This is a genomic window from Stenotrophomonas sp. 8(2023) (genome assembly GCF_030345295.1).
Classification (GTDB): Bacteria; Pseudomonadota; Gammaproteobacteria; order Xanthomonadales; family Xanthomonadaceae; genus Stenotrophomonas; species Stenotrophomonas muris.
Window position 1 is genome coordinate 3,932,582 of sequence record NZ_CP128404.1, and the last position, 16,570, is coordinate 3,949,151.

At 67.8% G+C, this 16,570-nt stretch carries 14 protein-coding genes; 5 read left to right on the forward strand and 9 right to left on the reverse strand.

Features of this window, described 5'->3' with window-relative positions; translation table 11 throughout:
• Positions 1-496 precede the first annotated feature (496 nt).
• The 3 genes from lpdA to QP609_RS18185 form a co-directional block, all read right to left on the reverse strand.
• On the reverse strand, positions 497-2,299 hold the full coding sequence (gene lpdA / locus QP609_RS18175; protein ID WP_014648500.1) for a dihydrolipoyl dehydrogenase: 1,803 nt from the start codon (positions 2,297-2,299) through the stop codon (positions 497-499).
• A 107-nt stretch (positions 2,300-2,406) separates the two neighbouring features.
• Positions 2,407-4,113: a dihydrolipoyllysine-residue acetyltransferase gene (gene aceF, locus QP609_RS18180; protein ID WP_197621301.1), complete on the reverse strand. Its 1,707-nt coding sequence runs from the start codon at positions 4,111-4,113 to the stop codon at positions 2,407-2,409.
• Between the two features lie 167 nt (positions 4,114-4,280).
• Positions 4,281-4,796 (reverse strand): DNA-deoxyinosine glycosylase, encoded by a 516-nt coding sequence (locus QP609_RS18185; RefSeq protein ID WP_197621300.1) that lies wholly within the window; start codon positions 4,794-4,796, stop codon positions 4,281-4,283.
• Positions 4,797-4,982: 186 nt separating this feature from the next.
• Between QP609_RS18185 and QP609_RS18190 the strand changes: the two genes are divergently transcribed.
• The 3 genes from QP609_RS18190 to glpK all read left to right on the forward strand — a co-directional run bounded on the left by QP609_RS18190 (position 4,983) and on the right by glpK (position 8,975).
• Entirely contained in the window at positions 4,983-5,618 is a 636-nt protein-coding gene (locus QP609_RS18190; RefSeq protein ID WP_014648503.1) for an OmpW family outer membrane protein, read from the forward strand.
• Positions 5,619-5,864: 246 nt separating this feature from the next.
• Positions 5,865-7,379 (forward strand): glycerol-3-phosphate dehydrogenase, encoded by a 1,515-nt coding sequence (gene glpD, locus QP609_RS18195; RefSeq protein WP_197621299.1) that lies wholly within the window; start codon positions 5,865-5,867, stop codon positions 7,377-7,379.
• Positions 7,380-7,475: 96 nt separating this feature from the next.
• Positions 7,476-8,975, forward strand: coding sequence for a glycerol kinase GlpK (glpK, locus tag QP609_RS18200; protein WP_169411955.1), 1,500 nt, complete (start codon positions 7,476-7,478; stop codon positions 8,973-8,975).
• A 136-nt stretch (positions 8,976-9,111) separates the two neighbouring features.
• Here the strand turns inward: glpK and QP609_RS18205 are convergent, their stop codons facing one another.
• Both QP609_RS18205 and QP609_RS18210 read right to left on the reverse strand, forming a co-directional pair.
• Positions 9,112-9,906: a MetQ/NlpA family ABC transporter substrate-binding protein gene (locus QP609_RS18205; protein ID WP_014648506.1), complete on the reverse strand. Its 795-nt coding sequence runs from the start codon at positions 9,904-9,906 to the stop codon at positions 9,112-9,114.
• Positions 9,907-9,931: 25 nt separating this feature from the next.
• Positions 9,932-10,903, reverse strand: coding sequence for a YafY family protein (locus tag QP609_RS18210; protein WP_014648507.1), 972 nt, complete (start codon positions 10,901-10,903; stop codon positions 9,932-9,934).
• 81 nt (positions 10,904-10,984) lie between these two features.
• Between QP609_RS18210 and QP609_RS18215 the strand changes: the two genes are divergently transcribed.
• Together QP609_RS18215 and QP609_RS18220 are read left to right on the forward strand one after the other, a co-directional pair.
• Positions 10,985-11,587 carry a hypothetical protein gene (locus QP609_RS18215; protein ID WP_197621298.1) on the forward strand — a complete coding sequence of 201 codons (603 nt, stop codon included), beginning with the start codon at positions 10,985-10,987 and terminating at the stop codon, positions 11,585-11,587.
• A gap of 106 nt (positions 11,588-11,693) precedes the next feature.
• Positions 11,694-12,470 carry a DUF481 domain-containing protein gene (locus QP609_RS18220; RefSeq protein ID WP_032961276.1) on the forward strand — a complete coding sequence of 259 codons (777 nt, stop codon included), beginning with the start codon at positions 11,694-11,696 and terminating at the stop codon, positions 12,468-12,470.
• A gap of 117 nt (positions 12,471-12,587) precedes the next feature.
• On the opposite strand, the gene hemC is transcribed toward QP609_RS18220, so the two are convergent.
• The 4 genes from hemC to QP609_RS18240 all read right to left on the reverse strand — a co-directional run bounded on the left by hemC (position 12,588) and on the right by QP609_RS18240 (position 16,520).
• A complete protein-coding gene (gene hemC, locus QP609_RS18225) occupies positions 12,588-13,499 on the reverse strand; it encodes a hydroxymethylbilane synthase (protein WP_289213823.1) in 912 nt (303 codons plus the stop codon).
• 572 nt (positions 13,500-14,071) lie between these two features.
• Positions 14,072-14,803, reverse strand: a complete 732-nt coding sequence (locus QP609_RS18230; RefSeq protein ID WP_014648511.1) for a LytTR family DNA-binding domain-containing protein — start codon at positions 14,801-14,803, stop codon at positions 14,072-14,074.
• A 10-nt stretch (positions 14,804-14,813) separates the two neighbouring features.
• Positions 14,814-15,857, reverse strand: a complete 1,044-nt coding sequence (locus QP609_RS18235; protein WP_197621152.1) for a sensor histidine kinase — start codon at positions 15,855-15,857, stop codon at positions 14,814-14,816.
• 3 nt (positions 15,858-15,860) lie between these two features.
• A complete protein-coding gene (locus tag QP609_RS18240; RefSeq protein ID WP_180835863.1) occupies positions 15,861-16,520 on the reverse strand; it encodes a dienelactone hydrolase family protein in 660 nt (219 codons plus the stop codon).
• Positions 16,521-16,570 lie beyond the last annotated feature (50 nt).

A 16,570-nucleotide genomic window follows, 5' to 3' on the forward strand; every position in this document is an offset into this window, starting at 1 on the left:
CGCCGGCCTACGGCCGTCACCTTCTCCTTTACTTCGCACACAAGCCCCTCTTCCCCCGCGTGTCAGGCATCCAGGCGGGCCAGGCTGTGGCTCTTGACTATCCGCAAGCCGAGCCGCTGCGCGGGTGGCAATTGCCGTAGACGCATGCGTGGTCGAGCGCTGGGGGAAGAGGGGCTTGCGTGCGAATGTCCCCCGGCGCCGGCCTACGACCGTCACCTCCTCCTTTACTTCGCACACAAGCCCCTCTTCCCCCGCGTGTCAGGCATCCAAGCGGGCCAGGCTGTGGCTCTCGACTATCCGCTAGCCGAGCCGCTGCGCGGGTGGCGGGCATTTCGACAAAGTAAAGGAGGAGGCGACCGCCGCAGGCGGACGACGGGGGACATTTGTCGAAATGCCTGCCACCCGTGCAGTGGCCCCACCCTTTGCTGCAGCACTGATCGAAGAAAAAAAGCCCCGGCAGATGCCAGGGCTTTTCGTTCGGAACGGCGCGGACGCCTTACTTCTTCTTCGGCATGTACAGATCGGTGATCGTGCCGTCGTAGATTTCCGAGGCCATCGCCACCGACTCGCTCAGCGTCGGATGCGCATGGATGGTGTGGCCGATGTCTTCCGCTTCCGCCCCCATCTCAATGGCCAGGCCGATCTCGGCCAGCAGGTCGCCGGCATGCACGCCGACGATCGCGCCACCGATGATGCGGTGGGTCTCTTCGTCGAAGATCAGCTTGGTGAAGCCCTCGGTGCGACCGATGCCGATCGCGCGGCCACTGGCGGCCCACGGGAACTTGGCCACGCCGACCTTCAGGCCCTTGGCCTTGGCTTCGGTCTCGGTCACGCCGACCCAGGCGATTTCCGGGTTGGTGTAGGCCACCGACGGAATCACGCGGGCGACCCACTCCTTCTTGTGGCCGGCTGCCACTTCAGCGGCCAGCTTGCCCTCGTGCGTGGCCTTGTGGGCCAGCATCGGGTTGCCGACGATGTCGCCGATGGCAAAGATGTGCGGCACGTTGGTACGCATCTGCCGATCGACCGGGATGAAGCCGCGGTCGGTGACCTGCACGCCGGCCTTCTCGGCATCGATCTTCTTGCCGTTCGGCGAGCGGCCCACGGCCACCAGCACGCGGTCGAAGGTGCCCTGCGCCAGCGCAGGCGCCTGGCCTTCCTCGGCGGCTTCGAAGGTCACGGTGATGCCCTTGGCATCGGCGGTGACGCCCGAGGCCTTGGTCTTCAGGTGCACGTCGATGCCCTGCTTCTTCAGGCGGTCGGCCAGCGGCTTGACCAGGTCCTTGTCGGCGCCGGGCATCAGCTGGTCCATGAACTCGACCACGGTGACCTTGCTGCCCAGCGCGCTGTACACGGTGGCCATTTCCAGGCCGATGATGCCGCCGCCGACGACCAGCAGCGAGCCCGGCACTTCGGCCAGCTCCAGCGCATCGGTGGAATCCATCACGCGCTTGTCGTCCCACGGGAAGTTCGGCAGCTTCACCGCCTGCGAACCGGCGGCGATGATGCACTTCTGGAAGCGCAGCAGCTGGGTGCTGCCGTCAGCCGCGGTGATTTCCAGCTCGTTGGCCGAAACAAACCTGCCGACGCCCTGCACGTTGCGGACCTTGCGTTGCTTGGCCATGCCGGCCAGGCCCTTGGTCAGCTGGTTGACGACCTTTTCCTTGTACGCGCGCAGCTTGTCCAGGGTGATGGTCGGCTTGCCGAACTCGACGCCGAAATCACCGGCGTGGGCAACCTCGTCGATGACCGCTGCGGCGTGCAGCAGCGCCTTGGACGGGATGCAGCCGACATTGAGGCAGACGCCGCCGAGGCTGGCGTAACGTTCGACCAGCACCGTATCCAGGCCGACGTCGGCGGCGCGGAAGGCTGCGGTGTAGCCGCCCGGGCCGGAGCCCAGCACGACCATCTCGCATTCGATGTCGGCCGGCTTGCCGCTGGACAGCGCCGGCTTCGGCGCAGCCGGTTCGGCCGGGGCGCGGTGCGACGGGGTCACCGGCGGCTTGCTGGCCGGGGCGGCCGGAGCCGGCGCGGCGGCCTTGGCCGGGGCTTCGGCGGCGCCTTCAGCGTCCAGCACCACGACCACGGCGCCTTCGGACAGGGTATCGCCCAGCTTGACCTTGATTTCCTTGACCACGCCGGCGGCCGAGGACGGCACTTCCAGGGTGGCCTTGTCCGACTCCAGGGTTACCAGACCCTGGTCCTTCTTCACCGTGTCGCCGACGGCGACCAACACTTCGATCACCGGCACATCGCTGTAATCGCCGATGTCGGGAACCTTGACTTCAATCGTGGCCATGGTGGGTTTTCCTCGTGCCCGCCCGGCGGCGCCGGCGGGCTGTCACTGCATCTGTTCACGCGGCCGCGCCAGGGGCTGCGGCCGCACGGTGGGGGCGAAGCGGTGCCTTACAGCAGCACGCGGCGCATGTCGGCCAGTACCTGCGACAGGTACGTGGTGAAGCGTGCGGCCAGTGCGCCGTCGATGACGCGGTGGTCGTAGCTCAGCGACAGCGGCAGCATCAGCTTCGGTGCGAATTCCTTGCCGTTCCAGACCGGCTGGATGGACGACTTGGAGACGCCGAGGATGGCCACTTCCGGTGCGTTGACGATCGGGGTGAACGCGGTGCCGCCGATGCCGCCCAACGAGCTGATCGAGAAGCAGCCGCCGCTCATGTCCGCCGGGCCCAGCTTGCCGTCGCGTGCCTTCTTGGCCAGTTCGCCGGTTTCCTGCGCGATCTGCACCACACCCTTCTTGTCCACGTCGCGGATGACCGGCACGACCAGGCCGTTCGGCGTGTCGGCGGCGAAACCGATGTGGAAGTACTTCTTCAGGGTCAGGTTTTCACCGCTGGCATCGAGCGAGGCGTTGAATTCCGGGAACTTCTTCAGCGCTGCGGCGCTGGCCTTGATCAGGAAGGCGAGCATGGTCAGCTTGATGCCGGCCTTCTCGTTCTCCTTGTTCAACGCCACGCGCAGGCCTTCCAGGTCGGTGATGTCGGCCTGCTCGAACTGGGTGACGTGCGGGATCATGGCCCAGTTGCGGGCCAGGTTCGCACCGGAGATCTTCTTGATGCGCGACAGCGGCTGGACTTCGGTCTCGCCGAACTTGCTGAAGTCGACCTTCGGCCACGGCAGCAGGTTCAGGCCACCACCAGCGGCGACGGCGCCACCGGCAGCGGCCGGCACGCCACCGCTGAGCGCGGCCTTGACGAACTTCTGTACGTCACCCTTGGTGATGCGGCCACCCTTCTCGGTGCCGTTGATCTGCAGCAGGTCCACGCCCAGCTCGCGGGCGAACACGCGCACCGCCGGGGTGGCGTACGGCACCTTGGCCGGCAACACGCCATCGGCATTGAACTGCACCGGCGGGCTGGACGGGGTACCGGCCGAGGCGATCTCGCGGGCCGCCAGCTTGTCCGGCTGCGCCGGCACAGCGACCGGCTCGACCTTGGTGGCGGTCTCTGCGGCAGCCGGAGCGGCAGCAGCAGCGGCCTTGGTCGGCGCCGGCGCGGCAGCGCCCTCGGCTTCGATGATGGCAACCACGTCGCCTTGCGACAGATTGTCGCCCACCTTGACCTTGATCTCCTTGACCACACCGGGCACAGACGACGGCACTTCCATGGTGGCCTTGTCGCTTTCCAGCGTGACCAGGCCCTGGTCCTTCTTGACCGTATCGCCCACGGCGACCAGCACTTCGATGACCGGAATGCCGGCGTAGTCGCCGATGTCCGGCACCAGGGCTTCAACCGCACCACCGCTGGCAGCCGGAGCGGCCGGCGCAGCTGCGGCCGGCGCGCTCTGGGTGGCGGCAGCCGGGGCAGCGGCCTTGGCCGGTGCCGGTGCGGCAGCGGCCGGCTTGGCGGCTTCGCCTTCGGCCACTTCGATCAGGGCCACGACCTTGCCTTCGGACAGGCTGTCGCCCACTTTGACCTTGAGCTCCTTGACCACGCCCGCCACCGAGGACGGCACTTCCATGGTCGCCTTGTCGCTTTCCAGCGTCACCAGGCCCTGGTCCTTCTTGACCGTGTCGCCGACGGCGACAAGCACCTCGATTACCGGGATATCGCTGTAGTCACCGATATCGGGGACAAGTGCTTCCTTGATTTCGGCCATGGGGATAACTCCGGCAATCTGGTGTAGGGAAACGTCTATTGTGCGGCCAGCGGGGTCCAGCGCCAACCGTTACAGGTGTTTTCAGTACGCACGCAGCCGGGACAGGCTGTTGCCCATGGGTCGGGTGCGCGACCAGTCGGTAGCGTATTGTCCAGGCGATGTCCGCTTCATGTCGCCCGCGCGTCGGCCACCGGCTGCCAGGCCTGGCGCAGGCGCGGCAACGACCACGCCGCATTGGCAGGGCTGGTCGACGGCAGCGCGACCACCTTCGGCGGGGCCTCCAGCCGCGGCAACACCCAGCGCTGGAATGCCTGCAATGACGCGCCGCCATTGCAGCCGATCAGCGTCAGCTCAGGCAACGTGGCGATCAGTTCCGGCAGTGCATTGGCCACTTCCGTGCCACGCACGATGTCCGCATCCAGGCTGCCGCGCCGCTCGCAGCGCCCGATCACATCCCACAGGCCGATGCCTGCGGCCTTCAACGCCTGCAGCCGTTGCGCATTGGGCAGATCCGCGTCGAAACCGCAGATATCGGCCATCAGCGGCCAGAAGCGGTTGCGAGGATGCGCGTAGTAGCGCTGCTCCTGCAGGGATGCCACGCCTGGCATCGAGCCCAGCAGCAGCACCCTGCAATCGACGTTCACCTGCGCTGGCAGGCCAATGCACAACGTTGCTGCGCTCACATCTTCTCCAACTGCATGAATGTCGGCGAGAGCAGAAAACGCCACGAATAAAGGCATTCCGCACCCGTCGCTGAACAAGGAAAACTATTTTTTAACGTGCGTCGGATTCGATTCATGTTGGGGCGACTACGGTGTGCTCGCCCCGCAACCGGGGGCCCAAAACAAGAAACATTAGGAGATACCCCCATGCGCTCCATCCGTATCCTGAGTCTCGCCCTGCTGACCTCCGCCGCCTTCGCGCCGGCCGCTTTCGCCCAGGACAGCAGCACCACCGATACCGCTTCGGGCAAGCATTTTGCCGTTGTTGGCGGCATCTCGCTGCTGGAGCCGAAGAACGATCCGATCACCGGCGTGAAGAAGACCGACGGTGGCCCGGCGCCGACCGTCAGCTTCAGCTACTACATCAACGACAACTGGGCCGTTGAGCTGTGGGGCGCTGCCGACAAGTTCGACAACAAGTTCAAGGGCCCGAACAACGCCCGCCTGGGTTCGGTCGAGCAGCAGCCGGTCGCGCTGAGCGGCCAGTACCACTTCGGCCAGGCTGACAACGTGTTCCGCCCGTTCGTGGGCGTGGGCTACTACCAGTCGAGCTTCAGCAACGAGAAGCTGGGCAACGGCGCTGACACCGACATCCGCTTCAAGGATGCCAAGGGCGTGATCGGCACCGTCGGCGTCGACATGAACATCAACTCCACCTGGTTCGCCCGCGCTGACGCCCGCTACATGCGCGCCCGCCCGGACATCAAGGTCGGCGGCGAGAAGATCGGCGAAGCCAAGATGGATCCGTGGACCGTCGGCTTCGGCATCGGCGCCCGCTTCTGATCCAGGCAGCACCTGCTTCACTGATGCAACGCGACGGGCCCTTCGGGGCCCGTCGTCGTTTCCGTCACCCGCGTTCCGCGTGTAGAGCCGAGCCCATGCTCGGCTGCTTTTTTGTAGAGTCGAGCCAAGCCCCCTATCCCGAGTCGAGCGGCGGGCTCCGCGCGCATTGCGATGCGTTACGTTCAATGGCGCCCACGGTCAAGGGTGGCGCGGCTCGGCTCTACAGACACAGGACGCGGAGACACGATGGACGACGTCGACCTGCTGGTGATCGGTGGCGGCATCAATGGCGCCGGCATCGCCCGTGACGCCAGCGGTCGCGGCCTGCGCGTGCTGCTGTGCGAACAGCATGATCTGGCCGCGCACACCTCCAGCGCCAGCAGCAAGCTGATCCACGGCGGCCTGCGCTACCTGGAGCAGGGCGAGTTCGGGCTGGTGCGCAAGGCGCTGGGTGAACGCGAGGTGGTGCGCCGGCAGGCGCCCCATCTGGTCCATCCGCTGCGCTTCGTCCTGCCGTGGGAACCGCACCTGCGCCCGCGCTGGATGCTGCGCGCGGGGCTGTGGCTGTACGACCATCTGGGCCGGCGCAGCCCCGCCTTCCCCGCGTCACGCGCACTGGAACTGCAGCACGATCCGCTCGGCCAGTGGCTCTCCCCGGCGCTGCGGCAGGCCTTCAGCTACGCCGATGCGCAGGTCGATGACGCGCGGCTGGTACTGCTCAACGCCCTGGATGCCGCGCAGCGGGGCGCACAGGTGCAGGTGCGCAGCCGCTGCATCGACCTGCACCCCGTGCAGGGCCGGTGGCGGGCCGTTCTGGAATCCGCCGATGGCCAGCGGCACCCCGTGAATGCCCGCGCCGTGGTCAATGCGGCGGGCCCGTGGGCCGGGGGCCTGCTGGAACGGATGCAGACGCGCAGCGGCGCCCCTGCGCTGCGCCTGGTGCAGGGCAGCCACATCGTGCTGCGCAGGCCCTGGCCCGATGACAGCGCCTGCCTGCTGCAGCAGCCCGACGGACGGGTGGTGTTCCTGCTGCCTTTCGCCCACGACCACCTGCTGGTGGGCACCACCGATACCGACTATCGCGGTGACCCGGCGCGCTGCAGCGTGCTGCCTTCCGAGGTGACCTACCTGTGCGAAGCGGCCAATCGCTACCTGCGTGACCCCATCGCCCCGGACGAGGTGGTCTGGGCGTTCGCCGGTGTCCGTCCATTGCTGGCCGACCCGGATCCGCGCGCAGCGCAGCTGAGCCGCGACTACCGCCTGCAGGTGCAGGTGGACCCGGCACCGGCGCTGCATGTACTGGGCGGCAAGCTGACCACCTACCGGGTGCTGGCCGAGGAGGCACTGGACCTGCTGCGCCCTGCCCTGCCACAGATGGGACCGGCCTGGACGGCGCGCGGAGACCCGCTGCCGGGCAGCGACTGGGGCGACGCCGCACAGGCGTGCTCGCGCCTGCTGGCGCTGGCACCGTGGTTGCCCGCAGGTATCGCGCGACGCTGGGCCGGGGCCTATGGCAGTCGCAGCGCGGAACTGCTGCAGGGTGTACAGGGCCTGCACGATCTGGGCGAGGACTTCGGCGGTGGCCTGCATGCACGCGAAGTGGACTTCCTGCGCGAACGCGAGTGGGCGTGTGACACCGACGATATCCTGTGGCGCCGGAGCAAGCTGGGGTTGCGGCTGGATGCTGCGCAGGTGGCACGGCTGCAGGCGTGGATGGAGGGTCGGATCCCTTTTCCACGGAAAGGGCTCTGCCCCCCGTGATGCCACGTATGCCAACCCAGGTTGGCAGCTACCAGGGCAGCCGCGCGCGACGCGATCGATGCATTAGGATTTCCCCATCGCCATTGGAGACGCTGCATGACGCCCCGCTACGTGCTGGCCATCGACCAGGGCACCACCAGCTCGCGCGCGATCCTGTTCGACCGCGCCGGCGATATCGTCGGCAGCGCGCAGCGCGAGTTCGCGCAGATCTTCCCGCACCCCGGCTGGGTCGAGCATGACCCGCGCGAGATCCTTACCAGCGTCTATGCCACATTGACCGAACTGCTCAGCCGCGGGCAGATCGACCCACGCCATATCGCCGCGCTGGGCATCACCAACCAGCGCGAAACCACCGTGGTCTGGGACCGTGCCACCGGCCAGCCGATCCACAACGCCATCGTCTGGCAATCGCGGCAGAGCCACGCCATCTGCGAGCGGCTGAAGTCCGACGGGCATGAAGCACTGATCCGCGAGCGGACCGGGCTGCTGATCGACGCCTATTTCTCCGCGACCAAGGTGCGCTGGATCCTCGACCACGTGGATGGTGCGCAGCAGCGCGCCGAACGTGGTGAGCTGCTGTTCGGCACCATCGACAGCTGGCTGGTGTGGAACCTCAGCGGTGGCCAGGCACATGTGACTGACTACAGCAATGCGGCGCGCACGCTGCTGTTCAACATCCACACGCTGGACTGGGATGACGACCTGCTGGCCCTGCTCGACATTCCGCGCGCGATGCTGCCGCAGGTGCGCGACTCCAGCGCGGTGTACGCACACACCCGGCCGCAGTTCTTCTTCGACCACCCGATCCCCATCGCCGGCATCGCCGGTGACCAGCAGGCGGCGCTGTTCGGCCAGGCTTGTTTCCAGCCGGGCATGGTCAAGAACACCTATGGCACCGGTTGCTTCATGTTGATGCACACCGGCGCGCAGGCGGTGCGGTCGCGCAACGGCCTGCTGACCACCATTGCCTGGGGCCTGGACGGGCGCGTGGAGTACGCGCTGGAGGGTTCGATCTTCATCGCCGGCTCGGTGGTGCAGTGGCTGCGCGATGGACTACGCATGATCGAACGCGCCAGCGACAGCCAGGCGCTGGCTGCGCAGGTGCCCGACAGTGGCGGCGCCTACCTGGTGCCGGCGTTCGTCGGCCTCGGCGCGCCCTATTGGCGCAGTGATGTGCGCGGTGCGATGTTCGGCCTGACCCGTGGCACCCGCAAGGCGCACTTCGTGCGCGCCGCGCTGGAAGCGATGGCCTACCAGACCCGCGATGTACTCGATGCGATGCAGTCCGATGCGGGTATCGCGCTGACCGAGCTGCGCGCTGATGGCGGTGCGATCGGCAACGACTTCCTGGCCGGTTTCCAGGCCGACATTCTCGGTGTGCCGCTGCTGCGGCCGCGACTGACCGAGACCACCGCGCTGGGTGCGGCCTACCTGGCCGGCCTGGCAGTGGGGTTCTGGAACAGCCGCGAACAGATCGCCGCGCAATGGGGCCTGGACCGGCGCTTCGAGCCACGGATGGAGGTGGCCCGGCGCGAGAAACTGTATGCAGGATGGCAGCAGGCGGTGGCCGCCACCCTCGCCTTCCACGTCGATTGAAACGGCAATGCGCTGCCCTGCTGCGGCACGTGGAGTGACACTGTAGAGCCGAGCCATGCTCGGCTGCCGCTGGCGGGATACCGCAAAAAGCAGAGCCGAGCATAGGCTCGGCTCTACAGGCGAATGGGCGATGGCGTCAGAACGCCGGCAGCACCGCGCCCTTGTACTTGGTCTCGATGAACGCCTTCACCTGCGGGCTGGTCAGGGCCTTGGCCAGCTTCTGCACGCGGGCGTCGTCCTTGTTGTCCGGGCGCGCGACCAGGAAATTCACGTACGGCGAGTCCTTGCTCTCGATCGCCAGCGCATCCTGGGTCGGGTTGAGGCCTGCGTCCAGTGCGTAGTTGGTATTGATCAGGGCCAGGTCGACCTGGTCCAGCACGCGCGGCAGCATCGCCGAGTCGAGCTCGCGGAACTTCAGGTTCTTCGGATTGGCGATGATGTCGCGCTGGGTCGCCAGTGCGTTGGTCGGGTCCTTCAGCTCGATCACGCCGGCCTTGTGCAGCAGGATCAGCGCGCGGCTGTTGTTGCTCGGGTCGTTCGGGATCACCACGTCGGCGCCTTCGCGCAGCTCGGCCAGCGACTTGACCTTGCGCGAGTACGCACCGAACGGCTCGATGTGCACGCCGATCACCTTCACCAGGTCGGTCTTGCGGTCGCGGTTGTAGGCATCCAGGTAGGGCTCGGTCTGGAAGTAGTTCGCATCCACCTGCTTCTGCACCAGCTGGTCGTTGGGCTGCACGTAGTCATTGAACACCCGCACGTCCAGGTCCACGCCTTCCTGCTTGAGGATCGGCTTGACCACCTCGAGGATCTCGGCATGCGGCACGGCCGTGGCGGCCACCACCAGCTTCTGCGAGGGCTCGCCGGACTTGCCGCAGGCGGTCAGGGCCAGCGCAGCGGCGAGCAGGGGCAGCAACAGGGTCTTTTTCATGGGGGATTGAATTCTCGGGGGAGTGTCAGGAGTTTTCGTAGTTGCTCAGGGCCAGCTCAAGCAACGCCTTGGCCTGCTCGCGCAGCATCATGGGCTCGACGATCTCGGCATCCGAGCCGTAATGCAGCACATCCATCAGCAGCTCGCGCGAGACGCTGTACGGCACCTTCAGCTCATAGCGGCCGTCGGCCAGGAAGCGGCCCTGCTGCTTGGAATGCCAGTGCTCGTCGGCCACCCAGCGCGCGGCCTTGGCGCTGAACAGGATGGTCGCCCAGCCCTTCGGCGCGCCAGAGAAGATGCCGTAGCTGGCGCCGAGCTGCTCGTCCAGCTCGCTGTCGGCGACGTCGCGCGCGGTGCTGTCGACCACCCGCGCCTTGTGGATGCGGTCGACCGCGAAACTGCGCAGGGCGTCGCGGTCATGGTCCCAGGCATCCAGGTACCAGTTGTCGCGATAGTGGGTCAGGCGCTGCGGCGAGACGGTGCGCTTGGTCGGCTCGTCGGTGGAACGGGCACGGTACTCGAACGCCAGCTGGCGGCGCTCCAGCACGGCCGATGCGACGCTGCGGAAGCTGCCTTCGTCAAACTTGCGGCCACGGTGCGGAATCACCCGCACGCGGTCGACCGGCCAGCTGGACACGCCGGCCTGGGCCGCCAGCAGGCTCTCGATGCGTTGCTGCAGCGGTGCCAGCACCGACGACAGCACACCACCGCCGGTCCGCGCCAGCAGGTGCTGCGAGGCCAGCAGGGCATGCAGCTCCTCCGAGCTGAGCCACAGGCCGGGCAGCTCGAAACGGTCGCTCTCGTCAGCCTGGTAGCGGAAGCCCGCCTCGCCGTCGCCCTCGATCGGTGCCATCAGCGCATCGCGCAGGAAGGCCAGGTCGCGGTAGACGGTGGCGCGGGAACAACCGAGCTTGTCCTGCAGGGTCGCCACCGTCACCGGATAGCGCGCGGACTTGAGCAGACGATGCAGGGCGGTGATGCGTTCGTATCGGTCCATACCCCCGATTATGTCCGAGTCGCGGGTCTTGTGTGGGACGTTTGGGCTATCGTGGTCGCCCCCACCCCCATGGAATGCCCGATGCGCCGGTTGCCTGCCCTGTCCCTGCTGGCCTGCCTGCTGCTGGCCGCCTGTGATCGCGCGCCGGCGCCGGCCGGCGCCGAGCCCCCGGTACCCGTCGCCGATCCGACGCAGGCGGTGCTGGGCGCCAGCCAGCGTTTCGCGGCCCTGCGCAGCTTCCACGCCGAACTGGAGGTGCTGGGCGCACCACAGCCGGTGCGCAGCGCCATGGACTTCGTCGCGCCCGATCGTTTCCGGGTGGAGACGCCGGCGGGGCCGCAGACCATCATCGGCGACACCATGTTCCTGCAGGCCGACGGCGCGATCCGCCAGGTGCCGACCCCGCCCGGCCTGCTCGAGCAATGGCGCAACCCGCTGCCCGCCGATGGCCTGCCCGCCGAACTGAAGGCCGGAGATCTCGGCAGCCAGTCGCTGGACGGGGTGCAGACCCGGCACTACCGGCTGCGCGGCACCCAGCCCGGGGAACGCCTGGAGTACTGGGTGGATGCCCAGGGCCTGCCACGCCAGATCGTACGCAGCGGCAGCAGCAATGGCCGCAGCTTCCAGCTGCGCCTGCGCTATTCGCGCTTCAACGACCCTGAGGTGCGCGTCGATCTGCCCTGAATAGGCGACCGCGCCAACGTTCGCTGAAGCGCGCATTGGATCGATTCGGACCGCCATCACGCTTCCAGTATCATCACCGGCTGTCAACCGTTCCGGAGAAGCCTCGATGTCCCTGCGCGTGTCCCTGCTGATCCCCCTGCTGCTGTGTGCGCCACTCGCATACGCGCAGGATGCCTCCGAGCTGGCGGCGATGTCCTCGCCGTGGAGCGGCAGCGGCGGCGAGCTCGGGTTTGCCTCGGCACGCGGCAACAGCAGCACCGAGAGCTTCAACGGCCGTCTGCGCCTGCGCTACACCGACGGTGACTGGGTGCACAGCATGGACCTGTTCGGCCTGCGCTCCAGCTCCAAGGTGACCGAAACCAACGACGACGGCACCACCACCCGCCGCAACAACACCACCGCCAACCGCTACACCGGCAGTGCCGGCAGCGCGCTGCAGCTGGGCGAACACCGCCAGCTGACCGCGACGGTGCGTACGGAACGCGACGACTTCGCCACCTACGACCGCCAGAGCTCGTTCGGTCTGGGTTACGGCACCCGCCTGTGGAACACCGAGCGCTTCTCGTTCGACGCGCAGATCGGCCCCGGTGTGCGCCGCACCCACAGCACCGAGGACGACCGCACCCGCACCGGCCTGATCGGCCGTGGCCTGTTCGACATGAAGTATTCGCTGACTGACAACACCGACCTGGTCAACACGCTGCTGGTCGAATCCGGTTCGTACAACACCTTCGGCCAGAACGACTTCGGTGTCTCGGTGAGCATGAACGAGCACCTGGCACTGAAGGCCGGCTGGCAGGCGCGCTACAACAGTGACGTGGCCGAGGACAAGCGCAAGACCGATACGCTGACCACGATGAACGTGGTCTACAAGTTCAAGTAAGCAGAACGGGCGCCCAGGGCGCCCGTTCTTCTTCCGGTAGTGCCGGCCGCTGGCCGGCAACTGCATTCAACTGGGGCACGCGGTTGCCGGCCAGCGGCCGGCACTACCGGCGGTAGCTCAGACGTTCAGCAGTTCGCCGGCACCGGCTTCCAGCAGCATCTTCGCCACGCGCTGGCCCAGCGCCTCCGGATCCCGAGCCGGGCCCACCGCCTCGGCGCGCACCGCACGACCATCGCTGGCACTGCCGACCAGGCCCTGCAGGTGCAGGTCGCCACCCTGCCACTGCGCGATGGCCGCCACCGGCACGTGGCAGCTGCCATGCAGCGCGCGGTTCATCGCCCGCTCGGCTTCCACGCAGGCGCGCGTAGCGGCGTCATCAAGCGTGGCGAACAGCGCCATCAGGCGCGTATTGCCACCGTCGCACTCCACCGCCACCGCGCCCTGCGCCGGTGCCGGCAGCCACTGCGGCGGCTGCAGGCGCGCGACGATGCGCCCGCCCAGGCCCAGGCGCTCCAGGCCGGCCACGGCCAGCACGATGGCGTCGTAGCCACCATTGTCGAGCTTGGCCAGGCGGGTGTTGACGTTGCCGCGCAGGTCCAGCAATTCCAGATCCGGGCGCAGCGCGCGCAGCTGGGCCTGGCGGCGCAGCGATGAGGTGCCGACCCGCGCACCGATCGGCAGCGCGTCCAGCGAGGCGTACAGGTTGGAGACGAAACCATCGGCTGGATCGTGGCGGGTCAGCATCGCCGGCAGCGCGAAGGGTTCGTCCAGTTCCATCGGCACATCCTTCAGCGAGTGCACGGCGCAGTCGGCCTCACCGCGCAGCATGGCCAGCTCCAGCTCCTTCAGGAACAGGCCCTTGCCACCGATGGCGGCCAGCGAGCGGTCGAGCACCTCGTCACCGCGGGTGCTCATCGGCACCAGTTCCACATGCAGCCCGGGATGGGCCTGGCGCAGGCGGTTGGCGACGTGTTCGCTTTGCCAGAGGGCGAGCGGGCTCTTGCGGGTGGCGATGCGGACGGTTTCCATCCGGTCATTATCGCGCCTTCGGCGCGGATACGGCCAACGGCGGAGCCCCTCGTGGCTGGTGCATCGGCTGGATCTATCGCGCTTGGCCGGGCGGGGTGGGTTCGCGGGGGACGCCGTGAATCCGTCCGTGGAGGCTTGGCCGCGGCATCCATGCCGCGGACACCCCCGCGAACCCACCCCGCCCGGCCTCTGACAGTTTCCGTGTGCGTCAGCCACGGAAGATCAAAAGAAAAGAAAAAAGAGCAGAAGCAAAAGCAACTGCCGAAGGCTTCCGGGGTCAGATCCCTTTTCCGCAGGAAAAGGGATCTGACCCCTCTTCCCCCACCCGATAACAACAATGCCTTTGCCGTCCGACGCGGGAAAAACGAGAGGGTTGGGCCGGGGTGGGGTGGCGGGACCGTTGGCGCCATGGATGGCGCCATCGAGCCCCCAGGGATGGGTCTACGGCGTGTCCCGCCACCCCACCCCGGCCCGACCCAGCACGTAAGAACAACGAGCCGGCCAACCTGCTGTTGATCTTGATGTTGATGTTGATCTGTAAGCAGTCGCGGCCGCAGGCCGCGCGGGACCACTCACAGATGCCGCAGTTCCTGCTTCAGCGTCGCCACACAGCGGCGGCTGACTTCCAGCGGCTGCCTGCCATGCCGCAGCACCGCCTGCACCTGCCCGCCGGAGCCGCGGCGCAGCTCCACCAGCTCGTGCCGCGCCACCAGGCAGTTGCGATGGATACGGATGAAACGGCTGGCGAACTCTTCCTCCAGCGACTTCAGCGATTCCTCGATCAGGTCCTCGCCGCGCGCGTGGTGCACCACCACGTACTTCTCTTCGGCCTGCAGGTAGTGGATGTCGTCCAGCGGAATCAGCCGCAGGCTGCCGCGCAGGCGTGCGCACAGTACGCTGCGTGCCTGCTGCCCGCTGTGCGCCTGCGGCTGGCCATCGCGACCGGCCAGGAACGTGCGTGCCCGTGCAATCGCCGCTGCCAGGCGTTCGGCGCGCACCGGCTTCATCAGGTAATCGATGGCTGCCGCTTCGAAGGCCGACAGCGCATGCGCATCGTAGGCAGTGCAGAACACCACCGCCGGCCGCGGTTCGAAGCTGGCCAGGTGGCGGGCTGCTTCCAGGCCGTCCAGCCCAGGCATTGCGATGTCCAGCAGGACCAGGTCCGGCTGCAGCTCCGCGCACGCGTGCAGGGCCTGCTCGCCGTTGCCGGCCTCGGCCACCACGTCCACGCCGTCCTGTGCGGCCAACAGGCTGCGCAGGCGCTCACGCGCCAGTGGTTCGTCATCGGCGATGACTACCCTCACGATCGTCCCCTCACTGGATCGGCACTGTCACCTGGCAGGCATAGTAGCCCTCGCTCCAGCCAGCCGTCATCCGCGCGGCACTGCCAAAGCGCCAGGCCAGCCGATGGCCGATGCTGTGCTGGGCATGGCCAGCCCCCCGCGCCAGGGCCAGCCCGGGCGCCTGCGGATCAGGCGCGGGATTGCGCACGCGGATCTGCAGATCGTTGCCCTCGCGCAGCAGCTGCAGCTCGATGGTGCCGCCCTCGGGCAGGCGTGAAATGCCATGCAGCACGGCGTTTTCCACCAGCGGCTGCAGTACCAGCCTTGGCAATGGCAGGTCCCACGGCAGCGGCTCGTCACGCTGCCAGCGCACCTGCAGGCGTTCGCCCAGGCGCAGCGATTCGATCGACAGGTAGCGCTCGGCCAGTTCGCATTCGTCGCGCAGGGTGGAATCGCCCTCGCCTGCACCGAGCGCAGCACGGAACAGATCGGACAGGTCGAGCACGGCACGCTCGGCCACCGCCGGGTCCCGATGCAGCAGGCTGGCGATGAGGTTCATGCTGTTGAACAGGAAATGCGGGCGGATGCGCGCCTGCAGCGCATCGGCCTGGGCGCGTGCATTGGCCAGCACCTGCGCGGCCCAGCGGTCGCTGACATAGAAGTAGCGCAGCGCCAGCGCGGTGATCAGCGCGGTGGTGGCGGCGCTGCCGAGGGTGAAGCGCCAGAAGCTGATGCCGTTGGCGAAACTGTCACCCAGCACCGCGTACAGCGCGTGCACGATGCCGGCGCAGACCACCGCGATCAGGGCCGCCAGTGCGATGGCAGCGACCGCCCCCATCACCTGCGGCAGCCTGGACAGCGCCTGCCGCAGCAGGCACAGGCTGGCGGTCACGGCCAGCGCCAGCCACAGCGCGAAGCCGCTGGCCGACAGCAGCTCGCCAACGGTCCAGTGGCGGCTGCCATCCGGCGCAAGCGCCAGCACCACCACCACCAGCTCGGCCAGGCCCAGCATCGCCGCCAGCCGCGGCAGGCGGCACAGTTCCGGCATCCACGGCGATGGGCTGGCCGGGGACATGGCTCAGGCCGCGCCCAGCCGTTCCTGGAGCCAGTCGCCCAGCGCCCGGATTTCCTCGGCACAGACCTGGTGGGCCATCGGGTAGCTGTGCCACGCCACGTCCAGGCCCAGCGTACGCAGCGCCTGTGCGCTGTGTGCGGCGACGGCCTGCGGGATCACCGGGTCGCCACTGCCATGGGCCATGAACACCGGCACCTGCACGGCACCTTCAGCACGACGGGCACTGTCGGCCTCGGGCAGATAGGTGGACAGGGCGATCAGGCCGGCCAGTGGCGCGGTGCGCGCCAGCGCGGCGGTCAGGATGATCGCCCCGCCCTGCGAGAAGCCGGCCAGGAAGATCTTCTCCGCCGCGACGCCACGCTCGATCTCGCGCGCGATCAGCGCGTCCAGCTGCACCACCGATTCCTGCACGCCGGCCATGTCGGCACGCGACCGGAAGTCCATGCCGACGATGTCGTACCAGCCGCGCATGGGCACGCCGTTGTTGATCGTGATCGGCCGCACCGGTGCGTGCGGGAACACGAAGCGCAGCGCCGGCCAGTGCGGCCGCACCAGCTCCGGCACGATCGGCGCGAAATCATGGCCATCGGCGCCGAGGCCGTGCAGCCAGATCACCGACCACTGCGGCGAGGCGCCGGTTTCCTGTTCCACCGTTTGCAGCATGATGCGGCTCCTTCAAGTTCGAGCCGCATTATGCCGCTGGCGTGGGGCAA